Raw genomic sequence first — 25,654 nt, forward strand, 5'->3', positions numbered from 1 at the left:
GAGTCCGTCGAGGGAAACCCCTAGTTCTTATTTCGTATATCGAATACGGTGAGCCCACCTTCCCCCGGCTCTTCGCAAAAGGTGGTGACGTCCTCATGAGCGCTGTCATAGCGGCCGAAGACGGCAAGATGGATCCGAAACGCACCAAGGCCGACCGGCGCACGATGGTGGCGAGCACCGTCGGCACGGTCATGGAGTGGTACGACTTCAACCTGTACGGCCTGGCCTCGGCGCTGATCTTCGGTCCATTGTTCTTCGGCTCGTCCTCGACGGGCGGCACGCTCGCCTCGTTCGCGACATTCGCGGTGGGCTTCGCCGCGCGCCCCATCGGCGGCATGCTCTTCGGTCACCTGGGAGACCGAATAGGCCGCAAGTACGTCCTGCTGATCACGATGATGGGCATGGGCGTCACGACCACCCTGATCGGCGTTCTGCCCACTCATGCAATGGTGGGGATCTGGGCGCCGATCCTCCTGATCTTCCTGCGGGTGTGTCAGGGCATCGCGGTGGGCGGCGAGTTCGCCGGCGCCACCCTGCTGACCGTGGAGAACGCTCCGCCAGGGAAGCGTGGCCTGCACGGCGCGATCCCCGCAATGGGCACCGGCGCCGGATTCGTCCTGGCCAGCGCCGTGTTCGGCCTCGTGTCCATGCTGCCCGACGACTCCTTCGAGTCCTGGGGCTGGCGCATTCCCTTCCTCCTGAGCGCACTACTCGTGCTGTTCGGCCTGTGGGTCCGCATGGGCATCGAGGAGACGCCCGTCTTCGCCGAGCTGGAGGAGAGCGGCGAGCGCGAGCGGTTCCCGCTGCTCGCCACCGTCAAGAGGCAGCCCGGCGCGATCCTGCGGGTCCTGGGCATCACTGTCTCGGGCTTTGTGTGGGGCTATCTGATCCAGGCCTTCGCCCTGTCATACGCCACCAAGGAACTGGACATCGAGAAGTCCACGATGCTGTGGTCGATCGCCCTGGCCTCGGCACTGGAGATAGCGGCCATCCCGTTCTGGGGCTGGCTGAGCGACCGGATCGGGCGCCGTGTCATGGTCGCCATCGGGCTGACCTGCACCATCGCCTATGCGTTCCCGTTCTTCCAGCTCCTGGAGACACGGAACACGGGCCTGATCTTCCTGGCCATGGTGATCGCCATCCCGATCTGCAAGGACATGGTCTTCGGCCCGCAGGCGGCCCTCGTCGCCGAGCTGTTCGACGCCCGTGTCCGCTACAGCGGCATCAGCGTCGGCCGCGAGTTCGGCGGCGCGATCTTCGGCGGCACGGCTCCGTTCATCGGCACCGCGCTCCAGGCCTCCAGCGGCTCGATCGCCCCCGTCGCCCTCTACGTCATGGCCGGCTGCGTCATCACCGCGATCGCGGTCTTCGCGGGCAGGGAAACCGCCCGCGACGAGCAGGCCTACACGAAGCCTCAGCCCCGGTGACCCACACCGCCACACCCGCATGGACCCCGCGTCCGAGCCGACCGAGTGGAGAACCCCACGTGAGCACTGCTCCGCTGACCATCACCAAGGTCGAAGTCCTGGCCCTCTCCGCCAGCTTCGACGACCTCTACGACTCCCCCGAGGACGTACCGGACTGGCTGCGTTACCCGGCCTCCAGCCATCTTGTCCTGCCGCGTCGCGGCCAGTACGCCACGCTGGTCAAAGTGCACGCCGAGGACGGCAGCGTCGGCATCGGCGAGTGCTATGGCCTCCCCTCGCCGGAGGTCACGGCAACCGTGGTGTCGACGGTCCTGGCCCCGCTCCTCGTCGGGCAGGACGCCCTCGCCACCACCGCGGTCTGGGAGCGCCTCTACCGCGGCCAGGCCGCCGGCGGTCACAACCGCGGCTTCTACCTCGAGGCCGTCGCGGGCATCGACCTCGCCCTGTGGGACCTGCGGGGCAAGGTTGCCGGGGAACCGGTCCACCGGCTGCTCGGCGGACCGGTACGCGAACGCATCGACTGCTACGCCAGCCCCGTGGCCCTGCACGCCGACCCGGAGGAATCAGCCCGCCAGGCACAGGGCTTTGTGGACCAGGGCTTTAAGGCGCTGAAGGTGAAGATCGGCCGCGGCGAGCGCACCGACCACGCGCACCTGTCGGCCGTCCGCGCCCAGGTCGGCCCTGACATCGAGATCCTCACGGATGTCAACTGCGCCTACGACCTCGACGAAGCGACCCGGGTCGGCGCCGTCCTGCGGAACCTCGGAATCTCCTGGTACGAGGAGCCCCTCCAGGTCGACGACCTGCGCAACCTCGCCGAACTGCGCCGCAGGACCGGGCTCACGATCGTCAACGGCGAGACCCACTTCACTCGCTTCGACCTGCGCGACTCCCTCCTCTTGGAGGCGATCGACGTATTCATGCCGAACGTGGCCCGCTGCGGCGGTTTCACGGAGGCGACCCGGCTCGCGGCGCTCGCCTCCGCCTTCCACGTCGACATCGCCCCGCACGGCGTCGGCTCCGGCGTCAGCCTCGCCGCAGCCCTCCAGCTCTGCGCGGCCACACCCAACCTGCGTACGTACGAGTACAACCGGCTGCCCAACCCCATCCGCGAGGCGATCCTCGTGAACCCGCCGGAGTTCCGCGACGGCGCACTCACCGTTCCCACCGGACCGGGCCTCGGTATCGAACTCGACGAAGCCGTCGTCGACCGCTACACGATCGCCCGCTGCTGAGCGCGGAAGCCGGGTCGCATCCCTGGGCCCGGCCTCCGGCGAAGGGTCCCGGCGCCGTGCACACCCGCGCCGAAGCCCGCACCACCGCACGCCCGAAAGTTCCGGCACACCCAACTTCCGTACCAAACAGTGGCGTTGACCACTCGGAGGACTACTGTGACCGACCAGTTCCCAGGCACCGCACCATCCCCCGCCCGCCGTGCCGTGCTCAGCGCGATGGCCGCCGCCGGTACGGGCGTCGCCCTCGGCATCACGGCAGTACCGCGCGCGACGGCCGCCACGGCGGCGTCGGGCTCGTATCTCATCCAGAGCGGTTCCTCCGGCCAGCGGCAGACGATCCTCGGCCTGGGCTTCGAGATCCAGTCCGACCACATCGGGGCCAAGGACAACGAGATGGACCCGGACGACCCGGTCAGGTCCGGAGCCCCGCACGACCTGACCGACAGTGAACGTGCCCGCTTCTACCGCGACATCCTGATGGGGGGGCGTGCCGACCGGGGCTTCCGCTATTGCCGGCTGGGCCAGGGCATCTGGCTGCGCGGCGTCTCGCAGGACAGAAAGCAGATCATCGGCCGCTGGTCCTCACAGATGGGCGTGCTCGCCGAGATGCACAAGCAGGCGAAGCTGGACGGCCTCGCGGCGACGTACTTCACGCCCGCGCCGTACTGGAAGTCCACGCAGAGCCTGATGAACGGCACGCTGGCCTGCTTCGCGCCGAGCTTCGCGACGACCCACCCCCAGTACAACGGCGACAAGGCCCGGTTCCTGAACGACTTCGGCGACTCCGTTGTCAGGGACCTGACATATCTGGAATCCAACGGACTCCCCGTCCGGGCGTGGGGCCTACAGAACGAGCCGGGCAACTGGGACCGCAAATACGGCAGTTGCGGCTACACGGCCGAGTCGTACCTCGAAACGTTCCGGGCCGTCGCTCCGAAGGTGCGGTCGGCCTTCCCCGGCGCACTCGTCCACGTCGACTCCCGTGACGGTCAGTCCGGCAGCTTCGGCACGGCCGTCCGCGGCGACAGCACCGCCCTGTCGTACGTCGACGCCTGGACGCACCACTACACCAGCCAGTCCTCGGACAAACTGATCTCCACCCCCGCCTATTACCTCGACAACCGTGAGGGACGCGAGGTCTTCAACGACGAGTTCGAGTGGGAGGGCGCTTCCACGCTGAACTACGAGCTGACGGTGGACACGGCCCATTCGGTGATGAACTGGATGACGTTCGCCAACTCCCGTACCTGGTTCTGGCTGCACGCCCTCAAGCCCACGTACACGAACGTCGCCGTGGGCTACGGCCTCGGCATCTGGCGGCCGGAGGAGGACGACGACTTCACCAACTACCCGGGCATCCAGAAGGGCCACTGGGACTACAACGCACCCGTCTGGAACGCGGTCAGTGGCTTCACCAGGTACATGCCGTGGAACTCGGTGCGCCACCACGTCGATGAGCCGGTGGACCCGGCGACCGGCAAGCCGTCCGTGAACAACCGGATCATGGCCTGGCGCACGCCGGAGGGAAAACTTGTCTTCGTGCTCACCCACCGGGTCCCGAACGCGGAGACGTCCACCGCCGCGCCGTACACCTTCAAGGTGAGCACTGGCAGCAGCCGTACCTTCACCGGCCACCGGTTCAAATGGAGTCCGCACACCGAGCCGCTGGCCGAGAACAACGTGGCGCGGGGCACCGCAAGCGGTCCCGAACTGGTCATCACCGTGCAGCCCAACACCATCGAGTTCTGGGTCGAGAACAGCTGACTCACCCGCACTGATCGGCCGACCGACTGACAGGAGACGAAGATGTCCCACCCCGGTGCCACACCCGAGCCGAGACACCTCAACCGCCGTTCGCTGCTGCGCGGCGCCGCGATCGCGGGAGCGGGCGCAGCGATCTACCCCGTACTCAACCGCGTTCCCGCCGCCGCAGCAGCCACGTCCGGCACCTACACCATCCGCTACGACCAGGCACGCCAACAGACCATCAAGGGCCTGGGATTCGAGATCCAGTCCGACTCCATCGGCTCCGGCAACGACGGCCTTCCCGACACCGTCAGTGGCGTGCCGTACGACCTCACGCCCTCCGAGCGGACCCGGTTCTACAAGGACATGCTCATGGCGGGCCGCTCCGACCGGGGCTTCCGCTACTGCCGGCTGGCACTGGGGCTCTACTACCGCGGCCTGGACTCCACGCAGAAGCACCTGAGAGGCCGCTACCCCGGGCAGACCGCGCAACTCGCGGACATGATCGAGCAGACCGGCATCGAGGGCATCTCGGCCGAGTACTGGTCACCTGCTCCCGGCTGGAAGTCCAACAACTCCTACATCGGCGGCACACTCAAGTCGTTCGCCCCAGCGGACCTGGACGCGCTCGGCGATGCCATGGCCGGCGACCTCGACCACCTCAGCTCCCGGGGCGTACCGATCTCCATGTGGGGACTACAGAACGAGCCGCGGTTCACCGCCGCGTACTCCTCGTGCAGGTACGACGCCGAGCAGTACCGGAAGGCCTTCGCCGCAGTGGCGCCGAAGATCCGGGCCAAGTACCCGGACGCACAGATCATGGCGGACAGCCTGGACGGCTGGGGCGGCGAGATCGGCGCGGCGCTCAAGGCCGACCCGAACGCGCTGAAGTACGTGGATGCCTGGACGTACCACCGCATCGGCGCGGACAGCAACGACCAGATGACCAAGGACTTCACTTCGGGCGCCGTCGGAAAGCCGGTCTACAACAACGAGTTCGAGTACCTGGACCACCAGACCTCCGACGTACGGACCGTCAACACGGCACAGTCGATCATGAACTGGATGGTCTTCCAGGACTCGCCAACCTGGTTCTGGCTGCATGCCCTCAAGCCGACGACCAACGCCGAGTCCCCGGGCTACTCGCTCGGATTCTGGCGCCCGCCGAGTGACAAGGACTTCAGTCACTTCCCGGACATCCCCGTCGGCCACTGGGACTACAACCCGCAGAACTGGAACGGCGTGGCCGGGTTCGTGAAGTACATGCCGTGGGACTCCGTCCGCTACATGGTGGACGAATCCACAAGGCTCGGCGACCAGCGGATCATGGCCTGGAAGACCCCACAGGGCAAGCAGGTCTTCGCCGTGACCAACCGGTCGCCCACGGACTCCTTCACCTACACCGTGGACACCCAGACAGCCGCGGCTTTCGAAGGACACCGGTACGGCCCCGCGACCAACAACAAGAACCTCGGCACCAGGACCGGCCCGGAGCTGACCCTGCCCCTCCCGCCCTTGTCCATCGAGTTCTGGGTACGCGCCTAGCAACCACCCCCGTCGTCACTCGTGACTGGGGCCTGTCCGGCGGGTCTTGTGACCGCGCAACGTGCAGGCATGGCACCTTCACTTGAGCGTCCCCCCTTGCAGGCCGATGAGCGCACCGCGCTCATCGGCTGGCTGGACCTCCAGCGGCAGATCCTGCGATGGAAGTGCGATGGCCTGAGCGAGGCCGACGCGCACCGTTCCGTAGTCCCGACCTCGCCGGCGATGGCGACGGCCGGGCTGATCAGCCACACGCAGTGGGTCGAGCACACCTGGTTGGAGGTGGCATTCCTCGGGGCCGACAAGACACAGAACCCGTCCTTCGACGAGACGGACGAGGACGCCGACTGGCGGGCCAATGGCGCTCCGCTGAAGTGGGCCGAGGAGACTCGGCGGCACGCGGGACACACGGACATCGTGCGGGGGCTGCTCGACGAGGTGAAGGGGTACTACTAGGCACTGTTCTCGGATCATGTTCTGAGCCAGATGACGAGGGCTGCGAGGGTGACGGTGCCGAGGTAGATGTAGGCGCGTTTCTCGTAGCGGGTGGCGACGGCGGCCCGCCATGTCGTTGCTTACCGTCAGGTCCACCGCGACTCCCACGGCCCAGCATGCGAGCTGCGCAAAGCTCCCATGACAAGGACGCCGAAGGCCGAGATCAGAGGGCTGATGCGGGTAGTCACACGGTCCCGCCCCCGCAGAGTCGCCGTGAAATCCGCCGACGGCGCCTGGCCCTCAGCCATGACCCAAGCCGCTCGCGTTCACAGCAGCGATGCCCCGGGCCTGCACGGTGGCCGCGACCGCAAAGGCGAAGAACGCACCCAGGGCCCAGAGGATGCGATGGCGGCGCGTCGTCACTGCCGCCCTACTCGCGCTCAGTCTGGGCTGGAAATGCTGGGCGCTCGGTCTTGAAGCATTCTGCTCAGTAGAGAGCCCGCCTTCCCGCCCCTCTGACCAGCGGCGTCGTCCGACTTGCGCTCGCCAACAGGTCGGTTCTAGGCCGGCTTGCCGTGCTCGGCGAAGTAGGCATCGAGCCATCTGCGCGCGGCTGTCACATGCACGTACGCGGCACATTCGGCGCCATGGGGATCTCCGGCCTCGATAGCCGTGAGGATGTTGTGGTGGTGCTGGACGGTCAGGTCGACTGCGTTGTCACTGACGATGCCGCCCCACAGGCGCAGGCGCACGGTCTTGCTTGAGAGACCCTCGAGCAGGCTGATCAGCGTCTGGTTGCCTGTGGCGCGGACGATTTCCGCGTGGAACTCCAGATCCCCATAGACCAGATCCTCGATCGATCTCTGTTCGCTGTGCCGTTCGTAGGCGGCGCGGATACGGGCCAGACTTTCGGGAGTCATGCGGGTGACTGCCAGGCGCGTGGCCGCCGGTTCGAGGAGTTCTCGGGCTTCGACCACTTCCAGGAGCGTCTCGTCGCGCATCACTTCCACGGCGAAGGCGATGCCCTCAAGGAGTTGAGCAGGCTGCAGCGAGCTGACATACGTCCCTGAACCATGACGGACATCAAGCACGCGCATCTGCTCAAGGACCCTGACCGCCTCCCGTAGCGAGCTACGGGACACACCGAGCTGCTCGGCGAAGTCGGACTCCTGCGGGAGCCGGTCCCCGGGCAGCAGACGCCCCTCGATGATCAGCTTCCGGACCTCGGCAACCACGCCGTCGATGACAGCCACAGCCTACCCCTCCTACACATAACGTTATGTCGCGATTACGCCGTGCCACATGTGCTCCAACCCGGCGAAGTTCTCCGATGTCTTTACGGCCCATCGTTGACATGAGCGTTCATTCGGGTGTCACATAGGCGCTCAGCGTACATGAGAGGTCGGAGAAGTCGCTCTGATGGCGCTCTAAGCTCATCCCGCCCTCCGAGGAAGAGAAGCACATGAAAGCCAGACTCGCGGTCGTACCTCTCCTTGCGGTGACCAGCCTGATGCTCGCCGGGTGCGGCGGGCAGAATGAGTCGAAGTCCGACGTGAAGCAGGACGCCGGTGCTCCGATCACCATCTGGGTCGACGACACGCGCACGAAGCCGGCCCAGGAGTTCGCCGCAGCCCATCCGGACCTGAAGGCCACGATCAAGTCCGTGGACAACACGCACGGGAACATATCGGCCCAGATCGCTCTCGCGGTCAAGGCGAAGAAGGACGTGCCGGACGCGATCTTCCTGAGCTACCCGGACGAGATCGCCGGCATGATGGTCAACCCCGTGAACTACGCACTCCCGCTGAACGACGTGGTCGGTCCCGATGTCCTGGGCGGATTCGCCAAGGGATCCACGGCGGCCTGCACGTTCGAGGGCAAGACCTACTGTCTGCCCAACGACCTCGCCCAGACCGTCCTGTATTACAACAAGAGCCTCTTCAAGGAGTTCGGCTACACCGTCCCGAAGACGTTCGACGAGTGGCTCGCGCTCGGTTTGAAGGTCGGCAAGGAGCACCCCGGATACTCTCTGGGCTCGGTGAACAGCCGATACGGGCTGAACGCCTACTACGGCTCGAGTGGTTGCGCCTTCAGCGCTTCGAGTTCTCCGACGACTGTCAAGATCGACTTGAAGTCTCCGGAATGCACGCGGGTCAACGACGTGATCGGTCCGCTGCTCGCCAACAAGACCCTCTCGCCGCTGGACCCCTTCGACGCGGCCTACACGCCTGTCGTCAAGAGCGGCAAGCTACTGGCATCGATCTCTCCGTCCTGGATGGGCGACTACGGAATCAAGCCGACCGCCCCGAAGGAGGGCGACTGGGCCGCTGCGCCCATGCCGACCTGGAAGGGGGCCACGACCAACGCGTCGGGCACCGCGGGCGGCGGTATCTGGGTGGTCTCTGCGCTCTCCAAGAACAGGGACGCCGCCGCGAAGTTCGCCTCGGGGATGGCCACGGACCCAGCTGTCCAGAGCACTTCGCCCGGCTACCCGGCCTCCACCGCGGCAGCTGACGCCTGGCTCAAGAAGGTGGCTAAGGACGGCTGGTACGCGGAAGACCCCTCGGCCGTCTACAGGGATGCCGCGGGCAGGATCTCCCCCACCCTCGGGTTCGTACGCTTCCAGGTCCAGGCGGAGGATGCGTTCAACGCCACCGTCGTCAAGAGCAGGGGCCGCGACATCGGCGCCGCGCTGACGGCCTTCGGCGACCGGGTGTCCAAGGCCGCGAAGTCGGCGAGCTACACGGTCAAGGGCGAATAACTGATGGCGCCGCCCACCTCCGCGGTGCGACGCCGTCTCCGGCGCCGCACCGCTGGTATCTCCTTCGTTCTGCCGTACCTGGTCTTCCTTGTCCTCTTCGGAATCGTGCCCACGGTCTACGGCATCGCCACCTCTTTCGAGGTGACACCCGTCATCGGAGATGCCCACCTGAGCCTGACGGAGAACTACGCGGCTGTCCTCAGTGACGACCGGACCGTCCGGGCAGCGAAGAACGTCGGCCAGTACCTGCTGATCTGGCTGCCGTCGATGCTGGTGATCGTTTTCGCGATCGCCCTGGCGATGGACGCCCGACGTACCCGCTTCGCGGCGCTGACCCGGTTCGTCTCCTACGTTCCCGGCGCAGTCACGGGAGCGGCCGCGGCCCTGCTGTGGCTGTTCATGTTCTCGCCTGCGGTCAGTCCGGTCGGGACGCTTCTGCAGCCGCTCACGGACGATTCCGGAACCATTGTCCGTGACAGCACGATGCCGGTGATCCTCTCGGTGATGGGCATCGCGGCCGGAGCCGGCGGCTGGATCGTGCTGCTCTACGGTGCGCTCACCGACATTTCGAAGGACGTGCTGGAGGCAGCCGAACTCGACGGGGCGCGCGCGTGGCACGTCGTATGGCACATCAAGCTACCGATGCTGCGCAACTACATCGGCTTCATCTTCATCGTCTCCCTCGCCAACGGCTTTCAGGTCTTCGTCGAGCCGCAGGTACTCGGTGCGGGCGCCCGCGGTCAGATCGACAGCGCCTGGTCGCTGAACCAGCTCGTCTTCTCCTACGCCACCGGCGAGTCCAACTACGGTCGCGCTTCCGCCCTTTCGGTGCTCCTGCTCCTGGTCACGGTGACGGCGGCAGTTGTCGTGATCAAGAAGACCCGTTTCCACTCGAAAGAAGCGGCATGAACAAGGCACCGTCCTCACCATCCTCCCCGTCCGGCCGGAGGGGGACGGGGGCACCGCTCGGCTCTCTGGGCCGTAACGCACTCCTGTCGATGACCGTCCTGTTCTTCGGGGTTCCGATCCTGTGGCTGCTGCTGGCCCCGACGAAGACCCGGAAGGAACTGACGAACGATGCGCCGCTCTCATTCGGCAGCGCCTCCCACGTCGGCGACGCCTGGTCACATGTATTCGGCTACAGCGACGGGATCTTCAGCACGTGGCTGGGCAACTCCGCCATCATCAGCGTTGCCGCCGTACTTCTGACCGTGTGCACCTGTGTCCCCGCCGGTTACGGCCTCGCCAAGTTCGCCTTCGTCGGCCGGACCACGATGCTGTTTCTGACAATGGTCACGATGATCGTTCCGCAGGCCGCCCTCATCCTGCCGCTCTACCTCGAGATGTCGGCGGTCGACCTTACGAACACGCTGTGGGCGGTCATCCTGCCCCTCTCCTTCTACCCATTCGGCGTCTACATCGTGTATCTGCACGCTGTGGCCTCGATGCCGAACTCCCTGATCGAAGCCGGCCGGCTCGACGGGGCTTCGGAGTGGACGATCTTCTTCCGTATCTACGCCCCCATAGCGCGGCCCGCGATCGCGATGGTCTCGTTCTTCTCGTTCGTCACGGCCTGGAACACGTTCTTCCTGCCGTACATCATGAATACCGATCCAGAGCTGGCCAACGTGCAGACAGGGCTTCAACTGCTCGTCCGCAACACCAACGCCCTCGGCGGCGCGAATTTCACGGGCATTCCCGTGCGCGAGCCCGAGGTGGCACTCGCCGCCCTGCTGTCCATCTCCCCGATCCTGCTCATCTTCCTCTTCGCCCAGCGCTTCCTGGTCGCCGGCCAGAAGGCTGGAGCAGAGAAGGAATGACTCTTCGAAAGGATCACATTCTGTGATCACCGACATACGCACTCTGTGTGCTACCCGGCTGCACGGGCGGGCAGACCAATGGCTGACCGATCGATACCGCAGCGTCAAAGCGGATGTGGCCATCGTCGTCGTGGAGACCGATGACGGCGTGACAGGGATCGGAGAAGCCTGCTCGTACGGCAATCCGCTCCAGATCGCCGACTGGGTCCGGTGGTACCGCCCCAGCCTCATAGGCAGAGATCTCGACGACTTTTCCATCGTGCCCCGTCCTACCGGGACCGCTCTGGAGCACGCGGTGGGCTCGGCACACGACTTCGCCGTCGCCGGCATCGACTGCGCCCTGTGGGATGCGCGCGGCCGCCTGGCCGGCAAGCCGGTGGCCCAGCTCCTGGAACCTTCGGCCTCTGTGAGCGAGGTCGATGTCTATGCCTCGGGCGGCGTGCGCTACGACTGGCACGACGAGCCTCGCACGCTGATAGAGGACGTGCTCGGCTACGTGGATGCGGGATACCGGACCGTGAAGTTCCGGCTCGGCACCGCGTGGCACTGGGACAATGTCACTCCGGCTCGCTTCCTCGCCTTGTTCGACGAGGTTCGCGAGGCCGTCGGCGACCGCGCGGGGCTGGCGGTCGATGCCAACAGCCGACTCTCGCGTGCCGAAGCACGTGAGCTCGCGGAGGGCCTGGCGGAGCGCGGAGCACTGTGGCTGGAAGAGCCGCTCGCCAAGGACGACATCGAGGGATACGCCTCGCTGACGCGGTCGGTGGACCTGAAGATCAGCGGTGGCGAGTCATTCACCACCATCGAGCAGTTCCGGCCGTGGATCGACCGTGGATGCTTTGACATCGTCCAGCCCGACGCCGGTGTGTGCGGCATCAGCGAGGTCATGCGGATCGGACGCATCGCCGACAGCGCGGGCCTCTCGCTCATTCCTCACTCGTGGCACAACGGGGTCATGCTGATGGCCAACGCTCACGCTGTCGCGGCGCTTCCGAACGCTTCGATGGTCGAGGAATGCATGGTCCAGGGCCCGTTGAGATGGGACATCGTCCAGGATGGCTCGCGCGTCAAGGACGGCACCGTCTCGGTACTCGAGTCGCCGGGCCTGGGGGTGGAGCTCATCGACGACCTTGTCGATCGGTATCCCTACGTCGAGGGCCACTACAGCGTCGAGGTGTACCGATGACAGGGGCCACTCCCAAGGGTGGGATCGAGCCTGTCGGCATAGGGCCGGACGGGATACCCGAGTACCGCATCGAGGGAGCGTGGACGCTGCCCGTCAAGGGGCCTGCGGTTCCCCGGCTGGACCCCGGTCTGGTCGAGTCCCTGCGGACGGTGACCGCCGCCACCGCGTCGGCCACGCTGCACCAGATGGGCATCACCAAGACCTTCATCCAGGGTCCTCGGTCCAACAAGCCGGGCCGAAGGATCATCGGTCGGGCTGTCACCCTGCAGCTCATGCCGATGCGGGAGGACATCTACAGCGACGCCGGCGTCACCCAGGAGTACGTCGAGCGGGCCACCGCGCTGTGGGCGGTCCTCGACTTCATCGAACCCGGCGACGTCCTGGTCGTCCAGGCGCACGGCTCCCTGCGCAGTGGTGTGGTCGGGGAGATGCTCGCCACCCACCTCCAGAACCGCGGTGGTCTGGGTCTCGTCGCGGACGGAGGCATCAGGGACTGGGCCAAACTCGACCAGCTCGACGTGCCGATCTGGTCGCTCGGGCCGACACCCCACTACGCCTCCCAGGGGGAACTGCTGCCCTGGGGCTACCACGTTCCGGTGGCCGTGGGAGGCACCCTGGTCCTTCCCGGGGACCTCATCGTCGCCGACGACGACGGAGCAGTTGTGGTGCCGGTGGCGAAGGCCACTGCGGTCGCCGAGGCCGGCGCCTCCCACGAGGCGTGGGAGGACTTCTCGCGGGCAAAACTCGCGCTCGGCGGTGCGCTGCGCCGCTACTACCCCCTCGATGACGTCGGACGCGCCGAGTACGAGGAGTGGGAGGCCGCCGGGCGGCCTCCGCTCAGCGCCTGACCCTCATCACTTCGCCGGAGCAGGGAGCACTTCGCCCTCTGCTCCGGCGAATTGCGCTGTCCCGGTCATGGTCCAGACAAGCGGGAGAATTTCGTCGGAGTCTGTTCCGTCCTCCAGCAGCTCGCTGATGATGGCGTCCCAGTCGGGGTCGACCGGGCCGATTCTCAGCATCCGCTCGACCATGACCTCATAGCGGTCCGTGGTCTCGATCAGGTGGAAGAGTCCCCTTCCGTCACGCCAGATCTGCCACCGGACCACGCCGCAGGAAGCCAGTGCGTCGCATACCGCGGAGGGGATCTCGGCATGCACTGCGGCGTACCGGATCTCCATTCCTGGCCGGACGCGGGTCCGCCTGCCCGTCACGTGGATTCGTTCTTCACTAGGAGCCCTATCCATCTGTCGCATGGGTCACCCTTCCTGGGCCGGTCGTTGCTCTTCAGAACTGCTGCTCATTGCGTGCCGTTCAGCGAACTCATGAGCCGGGGCGCCGCAAGGGTCTTCCCTCCGCGGCGCCCCGGCTTCGTCGTGCGGGAGCGGGTCAGCTTCTCTTCGAACTGGCTAGGAGGGGCTTCACTTGACCGGTCGGACAGTGAACTGCATATTGCCGACGTCGCTGCATGTGTACTGCAGGAGACCGACGCCGTCCTCAGTGCCGAGCCCGGCTACGTTGAGGCACTTGCCGGAGTGGGAGGCCACGATCTCTTGGTAGCCTGCGGCGGTTTCACGCACGTTCCACGAGAAGTGCGGCTGGGTGGAGCACGACCACTGGTAGACCGGCGCGAGGTTGTCCGTACGCCCGCCCGCGACTGCCAGGCACAGTCCGCTGGCGAGGTTCTTGATCTGCACGGTGCCCCCCGCCTGGGGCAGGATCTCCCACTGCTGTGAAGGACTGTTCGTGTCGGTCCGCTGCGTGATTTGCGCGGCGGTCCCGTCCGCAGCGATGTCCTTGCCGCTGTGCCGGGCCACGATGGTCACCTTCGCTGTCGAAGCCTTGCCGCACTCCGGTGCGATGGTGCAGCCGGTCAGCCATGCGGCCTGGCCCGCCTCGTAGGCTCCTTGGTCGGGGGCGCTGCCCGTGTAGCCGTCGGTCACTCCGGCCACCGGTGTGCCCTTGTCGATCGCGGGTGATCCCGCCGCGGGTGTGAAGTCATTCGCGGAGAATGCTGTGTAGCCGGGATTCGGCGTGTTGGCGGCGGGGTTCTGGCTGTACTTCGTGGCGAGGTTGTGTGACTCGTTCGGGGTGCCACCGGGGATGTATTCATAGGTCCGGTCAGCAGGCTTGTCGCCGTCGAGGATGTTGTTGCGGGCCGTGGTATTGGCGACCTGGGCAGCTGTCGCGTAGTAGTTCAGGATCGTCGACTTGTCGGGCGTGACGACAGTGTTGTTCGTGTATGAGCCCTTGAGGTACGGCAGGGGGTGACCCGCGTTCCAGCCGCCCTGCGCGATGCCGTAGCCGCTGTTCGCGCTGGATCCGAGACCCCAGATGACGTTGTGGTCGACGTTGACGTCGATGGTTCCGTTGTCGAAATGCAGGCCGTTGCCGACATGGGAGGGGTTATGGATCGTGTTGTGGTCGATCCTGCCGCGCAGCGAGGTGTCGCAGCAGACATAGACGGCGCCCAGGTCGTATCCGATCTTTGCGTAGTCGGACATGTCGTTGTAGGCGATCCGCAGGTCGTAGCCGGCGTTGGGGTAGGCGTTGGTGTTCATGTTGATGACGTCGCGGCCGGTGGAACGCATCGTGTTCTGGACGATGGAGGAGTTCTGGGTCCCGTCCTCGACGGTGACAGCAGCGGCGTACGAGCCGTTGTAGGCGATGTCGGTGATGAGATTGTTCCGCACGACGTGGCCGGAGCCCTTGAGGGAGATCCCTGCGCCGCCGGAGTACTGGATGCGGCTGTCGAGGAGCTTGTTGTTGCTGCCGTGCAGACGGATTCCGCTGTCGGCGCGGTGGTTGCCGGCGTAGATGCCGGCGTAGGGCAAGTCGCTTCGGTACTGCGTGGTCTGCCACTCGGACAGGTACTTTGCGTCGATCCTGGCCAGGGTGATGTCCGAGCTGGAGTCGTTCGTGCGGATCGTTGTGCCGAAGAACTTGATCCCGTCGATGACGATGGAGCTGCGCCCGGCGAGGTCGAAGCCGTAGTTGCGCTTCTTGGCCGTGATATTGCGCGGTGCCTGACCGTCGGATGCCCGCATGAACAGTTGGTGGCTTGCAGCGTCGTAGTACCACTGGTTCGGCTCACGCAGGAATGACTTCTTGCCTACCAGCCGGAACTTGGGCGAAGGGCCACCGATCATGACGGGTGAGTCGCTGTTGGGAAATGTCAGGTGCAGTGTCTTGTTGGTGCCGTCGAGGTTGCCGGAGGACACCGTGCTTGTCGTTGTCACCCAGTGGCCGGCCAGCTGGACGGTGGCGCCGGTGAGGTCACCCAGAGCAGGGAACCCGTCATATCTCAGGGTGCCGGTGCCCTGAGAGGTACAGGGCGGCTTCGCGCAGGTGCCGCCCGTGGTGAGGGACCCCGACCAGCCCGCGGAGACGTATCCCGCGTCCCAGACTCCGGCGCCGGAAGCCGGATAGGACGCCTCCGGCACTGGTGTCGAGCCCGTGAATATCTGATTGGCCCACAGGTCGGAGTTCGCGGGATCGACGCTGCTGCCGTAGGGCGCGCTCGCGGTGCCGGCCAGGACCAGGGACGTCTTGTAGACATTGCCCACGTCGGGGGTCCACCCGGAGACGGCGTCGGTGCCGTCCACTGTTACTTGGGCCCCCGGCGCCGCCTCGAAGCGGATCGGGGCCGTACCCGTACCGGACGTGGGCGGGGTGACTGTCTCCCGGTAGGTCCCGGACAGGATGCGGCAGGTGTCACCGGGCTGCGCGGTATCCGCGCAGTGCTGGATGGTGCGCAGGGGTGAGGGCTCCTCCCCGCTTGCCGAGTCGTCGCCGTCCGGCGAGACGAAGTACACGGAGCCGGCGGCCTGCGCCGGCTCCGCGGAGACTCCCACGAGGACTGTCGAAAACAACATCGCGGCGGCCGCCGCGATGGCTGTACTTGTCCGTCGGACCATGTCCACTCCCGTGTCGCCAGTAAGTGACGGCAACGTAACGAGAAAGTTCTCCTATGTCTACGCCCCCAACAGCATGGCATTGAGCCAGTAATACGGTGAAACCTGGATCTACCCACAACAAGAGGTATGAGCACTTGCTCGACGTCCGTCGCGTGGTCGCAGCCGCCGGATTCGGGGTCACCGACTGGTTCGCGGTACCAGACCCTTCTGGTCAAGGTCGTCCCACAGGGCATCAGGAATCGCGGCCCCGAACCGGGTGAGGTTCTGACGGATCTGGTCGGGACTGTCTGCGCCTACGACCACGCCGGCCACAGCAGGGTCGAGCAGGGGGTATTGCACGGCGGCCGCGGGAAGCTCGACACCGTGCGCGACACAGATGGATTCGATGCTGCGCGCCCGGGCGAGGACGTCCTCGGAGGCAACCTGGTAGTCGAACGTCGCCCCCTTGGTGGGCGACCGCGCCAGGAGACCGCTGTTGAAGACCGCCGCCGCCACCATCAGGGTGCCGTGACGACGGCTCGCGGCAGCAAGACCGGGCACCGCACCCTGATCGAGAAGGGTGTAACGGTTGGCGACCATGACGATGTCCGCCAACCCGGTCTCTACCGCGGAGATCAGCGTGCTCGGATCCATCGAGCCTGCGCCGACGAAGGTGACCACTCCCTCGTCACGCATCCGGCTGAGGGCCGCCATCCCCTCATGAACCGCCCGGGAGTCGCCGGAATGCTCCGGGTCGTGCAGGTAGAGGATGTCCACTCGGTCCATCCCCAGACGTTCGAGCGAGTCCTCCAACCCCGCCCGAACGCCGTGTTGACTGAAATCCCAGGAGCGGCGGAGCTGCGCGGGGACGACAAACCCTTCCGGGTCGGTCGATCTGCCGTCCCAGGCAGGGTCCTCCCGCAGGAGTCGGCCCACCTTGGTGGAGATCACGAACTCCGAGCGCGGTTTCGTCGCCAGAAACCGGCCGAGCCTCCGCTCCGACAGGCCCAGCCCGTAGTGGGGCGCCGTGTCGAAGTGCCGAACACCGGCCTCCCAGGCAGCTTCGAGTACGGCCTCGACTTCCTCGTCGGAACGCGCGCGGAACATGTTGCCGAGCGGAGCGCATCCAAGGCCGAACTTCGGCACCGCTGTGCCGCTCGCGGTGGTCAGGATCCGGGGGTGGTGTGCCATGGGCTCTCCTGTGAACGGGGTCTCAACGTGAGCTGGGACATGACTGATCTGGGGCATGGCTTCTCCGCATAAGCGTTGCGCCCTGCATCTCATCGATTGCCGGCAGACCGGCAAGCAGCCGCCACAGGGGAACACCTGCCTGCAGCGGCTCTACCTGAAGTGCGCCTGCACCGAAGCAAGCCACCCGCTGAACCACGGCGGCCGCCCCTCACGAGTGCAACCACGAGAGGTCTGATGACTTCTTGCGATGATCCCATGAAAACGCTAGGTTCGCTGCGATTCACCGCCGAGTTCTCCGATGTGTGGTGGTGAATCTGGATCAAGGAAGAAGTGTGAAGTGAAACTGTTGCGCATCGGTCCCCCTGGGGCCGAACGGCCCGCTCTGCTGGCCCATGACGGGCGGCTGCTGGACCTGTCCGGCCTCGTCGAGGACTTCGACGGCAACTTCTTCTCCGGCAACGGCCTGGAGCGGATACGGGTGGCGCTCGGTACCGGTGTCCTCCCCACCCTGGAGGCTGGAGAAGCCCGGGTCGGAGCACCCGTGGCTCGCCCGGGGAAGGTGGTCTGCGTCGGCTTGAACTACCGGGACCATGCACGAGAAACCGGGGCAGCGATCCCTGTGCGTCCTGTGGTGTTCTTGAAAGACTCCTCGACAGTGGTGGGTCCCTACGACCGTGTGAGGGTGCCGCGGGGGTCAGTGAAAACGGACTGGGAGGTGGAGCTGGCCGTCGTCATCGGCACCCGCGCCCGCTACCTGGATTCCCCCGAGGACGCCGCAGCGGTCATTGCCGGGTTTGCCGTCAGCCACGACGTTTCCGAGCGGGAGTTCCAGCTGGAGTACTCCGCGCAGTGGGACCTCGGCAAATCCTGTGAGACGTTCAACCCGCTCGGCCCGTGGCTCGTCACCGCAGACGAGGCAGGCGACCCCCAGAGCCTCGCGATGCACTTGTCGGTCAACGGTGTCCGGCGCCAGGACGGGCACACCAAGGACATGATCTTCGACGTGAACCATCTCGTCTGGTACCTGAGCCAGTACATGGTTCTCGAACCCGGCGACCTGATCAATACCGGCACCCCTGCCGGCGTCGCCCTGGGACTTCCGGACACGCCCTACCTGAAGGCGGGCGACGTGGTCGAGTTGGGCATCGACGGGCTGGGTGTGCAGCGTCAGGTCTTCGTTGCCGCACCCCTCGGTGAGCGGAACGGGAAGAAGTCATGAGCGACCTCACAGGGCTGCGCGCGGTCATCACTGGAGGCGGCTCCGGCATCGGCCTCGCCACAGGGCTCTTGATGGCCTCGCTGGGCGCCCGCGTGGCAGTCCTCGACCTCGCGCCGGCTGACGTGCCCGCGCCACTCATAGGTTTCCAGGCCGACGTCGCGGACGAAGCGTCGATCCATGACGCGGTGCTGAGGGCGGCCGACGCGCTCGGCGGCATAGACATCCTGGTCAACAACGCGGGTGTCGGGGCGGCGGGGACCATTGCGGACCACTTGGACGAAGAGTGGCTGCGCGTGCTCAACGTGAACGTTCTCGGAGTCGTGCGGACGACCCGGGCGGCTCTGCCATACCTGCGGGAGTCAGGCGCCGCCTCGATCGTCAATCTCTGCTCGATCGCCGCGACCGCCGGGCTCCCCCGACGCGCGTTGTACTCAGCGAGCAAGGGCGCCGTGCTGTCGCTGACTTTGGCAATGTCGGCCGACCACGTCGGCGAAGGAATTCGTGTCAACTGCGTGAACCCGGGAACTGTCGACACACCGTGGGTCGGGCGCCTACTGGACGCCGCCGACGACCCGGAAAGCGAGCGGGCTGCGCTGGAGGCCCGGCAGCCCACCGGCAGGTTGGTCACCGCAGACGAGGTGGCCGCTGCCATCGCCTATCTGGCCGGCCCGTCGGCGGGCTCGGTCACGGGCACCGCGCTGGCCGTGGACGGCGGCATGTCTGGTCTGCGGGTACGCCCGGCGCCGTCGCGAAGCGAACGCCCTTCGCGACCATGAGCGCTGCGACGAGCTTCGTGGATGCCCACGTACACGTGTGGGACCTTGCCGCGCGCCGCCAGCCGTGGATCGAAGGCCCCGGGCTCGCCCCGATCCGACGCAACTTCGGTGTCGAAGGCCTGGAGCCGGCCGCACAGGCTGCCGAAGTCACCTCGGCGATACTGGTGCAGACCGCTCCCACTCGGAAAAAGACCTACGAGCTCCTGGCTCTCGCAGGACAGCACACGCTCACTGCCGGAGTGGTCGGCTGGGTCGATCTGACCGCTCCCGACGTAGCCGACCAGGTGGCCGAACTGCGCGAGGGACCCAATGGCCGGTACCTCAGGTCGATCCGTCACCCCGTGCAGGGGGAGCCCGATCGACGCTGGCTCTGTCGTACCGACGTATCACCGCGGCCTGAAGGCCGTAGCCGCGGCAGGACTCGCATACGACCTGCTGGTCACCCCGGAACAACCGTCAGCTGCTGCGGAAACGGCAAGGGCGATTCCTCACCTGCGACTCGTCCTGAATCACCTCGGCAAGCCGTCGCCTGCACCGGGTTCTGCGGCACTGTGGTCTCACGGCCTGCGGGCCCTCGCGAGGAACGGGAACGTCAGCGCCAAGATGTCCGGCCTGCTGACCGAAATACCGCCGGGCTCAAGCTGGACCGACGCGGTGCGCCCCTACGTCGATATGGCACTCAATGCCTTCGGGCCGGACCGGCTGATGGCAAGGTCTGACTGGCCTGTATGTCTCTTGGCCGCCGACTACGGGAAGACTCTGGAAATCGGCCGCGCCCTGATCGCGGAACTCTCCGCCGGGGAACGGGCCGCGATCCTCGCCGGTACGGCCCACAGGGTCTACCGCTTCGCACCGTGACGCCCCGGCGGCCCCATCGGTCATACGCAGGGCCGCCGGCCCGTCCTCGCCACGTGCAGGGTGGAAGGTGTCTTCCCATCCGCCGCCGGGCCGCCGGGCTTCGCGCCTCAGGCGAATCGGGCGGAGACTCCACCGTCGACAGCCCAGTCCGCGCCGGTGACGAATCCAGCAGCGTCGGACAGGAGGAATGCGACGACAGAGGCGACCTGGTCGGGGGTGCCGAGACGGCCGAGGATGTGTTTGGCCATCGCTTCTTGGCGGACCTCCGGCGCCTCCTGGTCAAAATACTCGGCCAGCAGGTCGGTCTCGATATATCCGGGGCTGACCGCGTTGACCCGGACACCCTGCGGCCCCACCTCGAGGGCCATGCTGCGTGTCAGACCTACGAGTCCGGCTTTGGCCGAGGCGTAGGGGAACATGCCGGGGCAGGTCATCGTGGCGTGCATCGAGGCGATGTTCACGATCGCGCCCCGCCCCTGGGCGGTCATCCCCGGCAGGACAGCCCTGGCCATGAGCCACGCCCCCTTGAGGTCGACGCCGAACACCTCGTCCCACTGCTGGGTGGTCATGGCGACCACGTCGGCATACGAGTTCCGTCCTGCGTTGTTCACCAGGCCCGTCGCCGGTCCCAACTCGTCGCTCAGGGCGTTCACAGCGTCGCGGACCTGATCCTCGCAGGTGATGTCGCAGGCTGCCCAGCCGGCGGCCGGGCCGATACGGCGTGAGGTCTCCCGCGCGCCGTCACCGTCGATGTCCAGGAGGCCCACCCTTGCACCGGCGGCGGCTGCCATCGCTGCCACGGAGGCGCCGATGCCGCGGGCGGCGCCGGTGACCAGCACTACTTCATCGCTCAGGTCAAACATGTCGGTCTCCGTTCCGCGCGGGGCGCGGGAGTCGTCGAGGTGGGTAACGGAGCACACCGGGCAGAGCCATCGCTTGCGCGGGCCTCTGGGCCGGCGTGCTGAGCTGAATATGAGGCGAATTTAGCAGCTAAGCTGCTAAATATGCTGGCGGGTTGGTGGCGGACGGCTCCTGCCCAGAGGCGAGGGAGTGAACGCATGGCGATCGGGCGGACGACGCTGAGTCAGCACGTAGCTCAGGAGATCATCGGCGAGATCAAGCTGCGCGGTCTGCGGGCGGGCGATGAGATCCCGGCCGAGGCCGAACTCGCTGAGCGGCACGGCGTCAACCGTCTCGACGTGCGTGAGGCGATCCGCACGCTGGTCGCGTGTGGTGCCCTCATCTTGAGCCAGGGCAAGCGTGCGCGTGTAGCGGTCCCCGCTCCCGCTGTGCTGGAGCAGATTCTCGATTTCCGCCTCAGCCAGAACTCGATGGATCTGGCGGACCTGCTCGACACCCGGCGTGTGATCGAGGCGGAGCTCGCGCGCCGGGCCGCAGTGCGTCGCGGCGCCGGCGAGGGCTCCATGACGGAGGTGGATCGCGCGCTGGCCACAATGGGCCACGCGGTCGGTGAGCCGGAGGCGTTCATCGCCGCGGACCTCGCCTTCCATCAGGCTGTCGCAGAACTGGCCGCATCGGGCCCGTTCTCCTTCGTTCTCACGGCAATGAACGGCATTCTGCTCGACTCCCGCAGAGCGAGCTACCACGGTCGTGAACGCCGGGGGCGGGTCAGGAAGCCACGGGCGATGCGCACAGGCGCATCGCCGACGCGATCGCCGGTGGCGACGGGAATCGCGCGGCCGAGGCCATGACCGCCCACCTTGCGGGGACCGGTCACGACCTCGGACTGTGTTGCGCTCCGACGGCTGTCAGGGCAGCAGTCGCACCCGTGCCGTGCCGCTCCAGTCGGCCGGCAGCGTGATCGCGGGGTCGACGTAGTTGCCCCAGGCGAGGTCGGGATAGTTGATGCGGGCGCTGACGATCAGGCCCACGCCGGGAGCCCGGAGCGGGAAGGCGTCGCTCGACAGCGCCTCGAACGCGTCCAGGACCACATAAGCGTCCGTGGCGGCTGCGTTCTTGCGGCCGCTCACCTTGATACTGACAGTGTGCTGACCCTCGGCCAGGCCGGTGCGTTCGAGCACCCGTTGCTGGAACTGCTTGCTCGACGCATAGAGGTCAACCGCAGTGGCGGGCCCACCGTCGATGGAGATCTCAGCGATCCCCTGGTTGGGGCCCTTGGGACAGATGACGCGGACGCCCGTCCCCGAGAGCCTGACGGTCGCCGTGTCGCCCGCGGTTCCGCTGAAGGATTCGGTGCGCCCCAGATCGCCGCTCGTCCACGTCTTGCTCGAGTCCGCATGCGTCCACGACCCCTTGTAGACGACCGCGTCCGAAGCGTCGTCGATCACCGGGTCCACCACCTGGAAGGCGTCGACGAGGGCGAAGGCACCCTTCGAAGCGGCGTTCTTGGTGCCGGTGCACTCCACCCTGACGGTGTGCCGTCCGTACGCCAGTGATGCGCTTCGGAAGACGAGCTGGGCCGGCGCCTTGCCTGGTCCGTAAAGGTCGACCGTTTCCGCAGGCTTGCCGTCCACCGAGATCTTCACGATGCCGAGGTTGTCCGCCCGGGCGGAATACAGGCCGACTCCCGTACCCGTGAAGGTCAGTTCTGCTGCCGCACCCGCTGCGTTGGTGAAGGATTCCGTGCCGAACAGGTCTCCGGCGGTGTAGCCCGAGCTCGCGTCCGCATGGGTCCAGGAACCCGTGTAGACGATGTCCGGGGAGGCGTCGTCGATGAGCGCCGGCTCCAGCGGTGCCAGCCGGACCGAGTGGGTACCGTCCGACTCGACCTGCACACCCGGTCCCGACGTGCCCGCGGTGGCCTTGGCCACCCTGACGTTCGCCTTGGCGCTGCGGAAGTCATTGGTCCAGTGTGCGGCGCTGTCCTTGCCGAACAGGAAGTAGCTGTGGGTGTCCTGGGCCCATGACCAGTCCGGCTTCGTGCGGTATCCGTCCGCGCCGGTGGCCCGGCTGCGGGTCGCAGTACCGGAGGCCCTGCCGATGTGGTCGTCGGGGTACGCCGTCCACTGGGCGTCCCGCTGCCAGCTCAAGGTGTCCGTGCCGTCGGCGAGGACGTACCGTATGCCCACGTCGCTGACCTGGCCAGAGGGCGGGTTGGTGATCGTGTAGGTCGTGGTCAGCAGACCGCGAGGGCTCACCGCCACCTTGATCGTGGTGTCGATGGCGCCGAAGCTTCCCTTCAGGGTGACGGTCACCTGGCCGCCGGCCGTGGTCACGCTCGCCGATGTCCCCACCCACTGTCCGGGAACGGCACGGGAGATCACCAGGTCCGGGCCACTCGTCAGGATCACGGTGCCGTCGGCGGTCGCTTCGACGAGCCGTGCGGTGCGCTTGTCGAACACCACCGTGAACGGCGCGTCGACGCCCATGACGGTGATCGTGTCCGGGCTCTCGTTGACGGTGGGCGCCTTGCCGCTGTCGGAAGGGGAGGGCGGCGTCGCACGGGTGTTGAGCCAGAGCCGGTATTCGTCGATGAGGGCCGTGCCACGCCGGAAGGTGAGCCGGAGGGTGTCGCCGGCCGACCAGGCGCCGGCCGGGACGGTCAGGGTGCCGCTCTGCCGGGGTGCGATATCGACGCCGTCGATGGTGCCTGACCTGCTGCCGATTTGCCAGCCGACCTGGAGTTCTCCGAGGTTGCTGTGGTCGTGCCAGTTCTTGACCGGCACCGGTATGGCTCCTCCCGGGGTCAGGCCGGTGAGCACCCCGTCCGCGATCTGTACCGGAGAGTAGGCCTTCTGCGTGAGCCAGAACTCGGGCTTGCGGCGGCGCCACAGGTCGATGATGCCCCATTCGCCGTACCCCACAGGCCCGTTGGCCAGGTGGAACACCTCGTCGATGGCCGCCCAGATGGCGCCGCCCACGACTCCGTCCGTGGTGCGGAACTTGTCCGCCAGCTTCGCGATGCTGTGGCCCCAGAAGTCGCGCACCCCGGGGTCCTCCTTCAGGGTCCCCACGTTGTAGCACGGCACATGGGCGAACTCGCCGTACTGGATGGGCTGTTTGGCGTTGCCATTGGCGTTCTGGAGGTTGGGGTAGTGACCGCTGTAGATGTCGGTCTGATTACCGCCGTTGCTCTGGCCCATGTCCTCGAAGACCGTGGGACGCGACGGGTCTGTCTCGTGGGCGTACGTGTTCTCCGAGGCGAAGTTGCGGCCCATGCCGCTCTCGTTGCCGACGGACCACTCGATCACGCAGGGGTGGCTGCGGTCGCGTTCGATCATCTCGGCGAACTGCGTCATGTACTGCTCGGTGTAGGCGGGGTCGTCGACCGTGCCCTGCTGGAAGCAGACGGGGGCTTCGACCTCGACGTAGAGTCCGAGGCGGTCGGCCCAGTCGAGCAGCGCCGGTGTGGGCGGGTAGTGCGAGGTGCGGATGTAGTTGCAGTTCGCCTCCTTGTAGAGGCGGGCGGCCTGCTCCTCCATGGCCGGGCTGGTCGAACGGCCCTGCTTCTCCGTGATGCTGTGATGGCAGACGCCCAGCAGATGTACGGGGCTGCCGTTGACCACCAGCTTGTTCCCCTCGACCTTGACCTGACGGAACCCGACCTTCCGGGTCATTGTCTGGGTCACGCCTCCGGCGGTGAACTCGGCGGTCAGGGTGTAGAGGTGGGGGCGTTCCGCGTCCCACTTGAGGGGAGCCTTGACCGGGATCACGGCCTGCTGCTGCGGATCCGTGCCGGTCAGGTCGATCTTCGACGGAGTGATCGCGACCGGCCGGCCCTCGGGGTCGGTGAGGGTGAGCTTGGCCGTTCCGCTCTGGCCCGTCTGGAACGACGCGGCCGCGGTCACGGTGAGCGTGGCGTCCCGGTACGCGCTGTCGAAGGTCGTGTCGGCGTGCAGCCTCGTGAGGTGGGAAGCCGGCAGGGCGACCAGGGTGACGTCGCGCAGGATGCCGCCGATGATGTGGTGCGCGTAGTTGGACTGGCCGGCGATGCTGGTGGGCCGGTCGGTGACGCCGAGGGTGACGACGGCCGCGCGGCCCGGCGTGACCAGGGAGGTGATGTCGGCATACCAGGTGGTGAAGCCGCCGTCGTGGGTGCGTACGGCAGTGCCGTTGACCCAGAGCCGGGCGTAGCTGTAGACGCCATCGAAGCGGAGCATGACGCGCTTGCCCGCGAAGTCCGCCGGAACGGTGACCTCGACCGTGTACGCGCATTCGGTGTCCGAGGGGACGGACTGGTTCTGCAGGGCCGGTTCGCCGGGTACGTCGAGCGGGTGCCACGAGGAGGTGTCGGTGCCGGATGTCCAGAAGGATGCCGGAGGGCTGGACGTCCAGCGCCATCCGGAGGTGACGGGAACGCGCGGGTTGCTTACCCCGGAGACCGTCTCGGGAAGGGGCGGGATCACGGGCGGAGCGGTGGCGGCTTGGGCGGGTGCGGCAAGGAAGACATCACCTGCTACGGCGAGGAATCCCGCTGCCGCCAGGCTCTTCAGCACACCGCGGCGGCTGAACCCTCCTGCCTTTGCGGCGGGGCCGGTGTGTTCCGAAGGCGTGCTGCTGTGCGAGAACGTCACGTCAAACCCTTCTTGACAACTAAGCTGCTATGTGTGCGGATCGGTATGGGCACGTGGTTCGGCGAAAGGC

Annotated in this window: 20 protein-coding genes and 1 pseudogene; 15 read left to right on the plus strand and 6 right to left on the minus strand. The window is 66.7% G+C overall.

The window, feature by feature from the left end:
- Positions 1-95: 95 nt before the first annotated feature.
- The 5 genes from OG782_RS03235 (at position 96) to OG782_RS03255 (ending at position 6,406) form a co-directional block, all read left to right on the plus strand.
- Entirely contained in the window at positions 96-1,427 is a 1,332-nt protein-coding gene (locus OG782_RS03235; RefSeq protein WP_406447866.1) for an MFS transporter, read from the plus strand.
- A 59-nt stretch (positions 1,428-1,486) separates the two neighbouring features.
- Positions 1,487-2,662 (plus strand): mandelate racemase/muconate lactonizing enzyme family protein, encoded by a 1,176-nt coding sequence (locus OG782_RS03240; protein WP_406447867.1) that lies wholly within the window; start codon positions 1,487-1,489, stop codon positions 2,660-2,662.
- Positions 2,663-2,818: 156 nt separating this feature from the next.
- Complete coding sequence (locus tag OG782_RS03245) at positions 2,819-4,426, plus strand: hypothetical protein (protein ID WP_406447868.1); 1,608 nt, start codon at positions 2,819-2,821, stop codon at positions 4,424-4,426.
- A 42-nt stretch (positions 4,427-4,468) separates the two neighbouring features.
- Positions 4,469-5,953: a hypothetical protein gene (locus tag OG782_RS03250; RefSeq protein ID WP_406447869.1), complete on the plus strand. Its 1,485-nt coding sequence runs from the start codon at positions 4,469-4,471 to the stop codon at positions 5,951-5,953.
- A 69-nt stretch (positions 5,954-6,022) separates the two neighbouring features.
- Positions 6,023-6,406, plus strand: coding sequence for a DUF664 domain-containing protein (locus OG782_RS03255; RefSeq protein WP_406447870.1), 384 nt, complete (start codon positions 6,023-6,025; stop codon positions 6,404-6,406).
- A 539-nt stretch (positions 6,407-6,945) separates the two neighbouring features.
- Here the strand turns inward: OG782_RS03255 and OG782_RS03260 are convergent.
- Positions 6,946-7,638, minus strand: coding sequence for a FadR/GntR family transcriptional regulator (locus OG782_RS03260; RefSeq protein WP_266784742.1), 693 nt, complete (start codon positions 7,636-7,638; stop codon positions 6,946-6,948).
- Positions 7,639-7,847: 209 nt separating this feature from the next.
- Between OG782_RS03260 and OG782_RS03265 the strand changes: the two genes are divergently transcribed.
- The 5 genes from OG782_RS03265 to OG782_RS03285 all read left to right on the plus strand — a co-directional run bounded on the left by OG782_RS03265 (position 7,848) and on the right by OG782_RS03285 (position 13,000).
- Positions 7,848-9,146 (plus strand): ABC transporter substrate-binding protein, encoded by a 1,299-nt coding sequence (locus tag OG782_RS03265; RefSeq protein ID WP_406447871.1) that lies wholly within the window; start codon positions 7,848-7,850, stop codon positions 9,144-9,146.
- Between the two features lie 3 nt (positions 9,147-9,149).
- A complete protein-coding gene (locus tag OG782_RS03270; RefSeq protein ID WP_406447872.1) occupies positions 9,150-10,055 on the plus strand; it encodes a carbohydrate ABC transporter permease in 906 nt (301 codons plus the stop codon).
- An 89-nt stretch (positions 10,056-10,144) separates the two neighbouring features.
- Complete coding sequence (locus tag OG782_RS03275) at positions 10,145-10,966, plus strand: carbohydrate ABC transporter permease (protein WP_374769666.1); 822 nt, start codon at positions 10,145-10,147, stop codon at positions 10,964-10,966.
- A gap of 22 nt (positions 10,967-10,988) precedes the next feature.
- The gene (locus OG782_RS03280) at positions 10,989-12,152 is read left to right on the plus strand and encodes a mandelate racemase/muconate lactonizing enzyme family protein (RefSeq protein WP_406447873.1); all 1,164 of its coding nucleotides are present in this window, start codon (positions 10,989-10,991) and stop codon (positions 12,150-12,152) included.
- A complete protein-coding gene (locus OG782_RS03285) occupies positions 12,149-13,000 on the plus strand; it encodes a ribonuclease activity regulator RraA (RefSeq protein WP_406447874.1) in 852 nt (283 codons plus the stop codon). Before OG782_RS03280 ends, OG782_RS03285 begins: the two co-directional genes overlap by 4 nt.
- Positions 13,001-13,006: 6 nt before the next feature.
- On the opposite strand, the gene OG782_RS03290 is transcribed toward OG782_RS03285, so the two are convergent.
- The 3 genes from OG782_RS03290 to OG782_RS03300 all read right to left on the minus strand — a co-directional run bounded on the left by OG782_RS03290 (position 13,007) and on the right by OG782_RS03300 (position 17,236).
- On the minus strand, positions 13,007-13,405 hold the full coding sequence (locus tag OG782_RS03290) for an L-rhamnose mutarotase (RefSeq protein ID WP_406447875.1): 399 nt from the start codon (positions 13,403-13,405) through the stop codon (positions 13,007-13,009).
- A gap of 165 nt (positions 13,406-13,570) precedes the next feature.
- Positions 13,571-16,003, minus strand: coding sequence for an RICIN domain-containing protein (locus tag OG782_RS03295; RefSeq protein ID WP_406447876.1), 2,433 nt, complete (start codon positions 16,001-16,003; stop codon positions 13,571-13,573).
- Between the two features lie 240 nt (positions 16,004-16,243).
- Complete coding sequence (locus OG782_RS03300; protein ID WP_406447877.1) at positions 16,244-17,236, minus strand: aldo/keto reductase; 993 nt, start codon at positions 17,234-17,236, stop codon at positions 16,244-16,246.
- Between the two features lie 337 nt (positions 17,237-17,573).
- Here OG782_RS03300 and OG782_RS03305 point away from each other — a divergent pair, with 337 nt between their 5' ends.
- The 3 genes and pseudogenes from OG782_RS03305 to OG782_RS03315 all read left to right on the plus strand — a co-directional run bounded on the left by OG782_RS03305 (position 17,574) and on the right by OG782_RS03315 (position 20,089).
- Entirely contained in the window at positions 17,574-18,455 is an 882-nt protein-coding gene (locus tag OG782_RS03305; protein ID WP_406447878.1) for a fumarylacetoacetate hydrolase family protein, read from the plus strand.
- Entirely contained in the window at positions 18,452-19,231 is a 780-nt protein-coding gene (locus OG782_RS03310) for an SDR family NAD(P)-dependent oxidoreductase (RefSeq protein ID WP_406447879.1), read from the plus strand. Before OG782_RS03305 ends, OG782_RS03310 begins: the two co-directional genes overlap by 4 nt.
- Positions 19,228-20,089 (plus strand): annotated as a pseudogene (locus OG782_RS03315) (amidohydrolase family protein). Before OG782_RS03310 ends, OG782_RS03315 begins: the two are co-directional and overlap by 4 nt.
- A gap of 107 nt (positions 20,090-20,196) precedes the next feature.
- On the opposite strand, the gene OG782_RS03320 reads toward OG782_RS03315, so the two are convergent.
- On the minus strand, positions 20,197-20,952 hold the full coding sequence (locus OG782_RS03320; protein WP_406447880.1) for an SDR family NAD(P)-dependent oxidoreductase: 756 nt from the start codon (positions 20,950-20,952) through the stop codon (positions 20,197-20,199).
- Positions 20,953-21,147: 195 nt separating this feature from the next.
- Between OG782_RS03320 and OG782_RS03325 the strand changes: the two genes are divergently transcribed.
- Together OG782_RS03325 and OG782_RS03330 are read left to right on the plus strand one after the other, a co-directional pair.
- Positions 21,148-21,801, plus strand: coding sequence for a FadR/GntR family transcriptional regulator (locus tag OG782_RS03325; RefSeq protein WP_406447881.1), 654 nt, complete (start codon positions 21,148-21,150; stop codon positions 21,799-21,801).
- Complete coding sequence (locus tag OG782_RS03330; protein WP_406458810.1) at positions 21,762-21,911, plus strand: hypothetical protein; 150 nt, start codon at positions 21,762-21,764, stop codon at positions 21,909-21,911. The genes OG782_RS03325 and OG782_RS03330 overlap by 40 nt, the downstream gene beginning before the upstream one ends.
- Here the strand turns inward: OG782_RS03330 and OG782_RS03335 are convergent.
- A complete protein-coding gene (locus tag OG782_RS03335) occupies positions 21,859-25,584 on the minus strand; it encodes a glycoside hydrolase family 2 TIM barrel-domain containing protein (protein ID WP_406447882.1) in 3,726 nt (1,241 codons plus the stop codon). The two genes, OG782_RS03330 and OG782_RS03335, sit on opposite strands and share 53 nt — an antisense overlap.
- Positions 25,585-25,654 lie beyond the last annotated feature (70 nt).

The sequence above is a fragment of the Streptomyces sp. NBC_00876 genome (genome assembly GCF_045207435.1).
GTDB lineage: Bacteria > Actinomycetota > Actinomycetes > Streptomycetales > Streptomycetaceae > Streptomyces.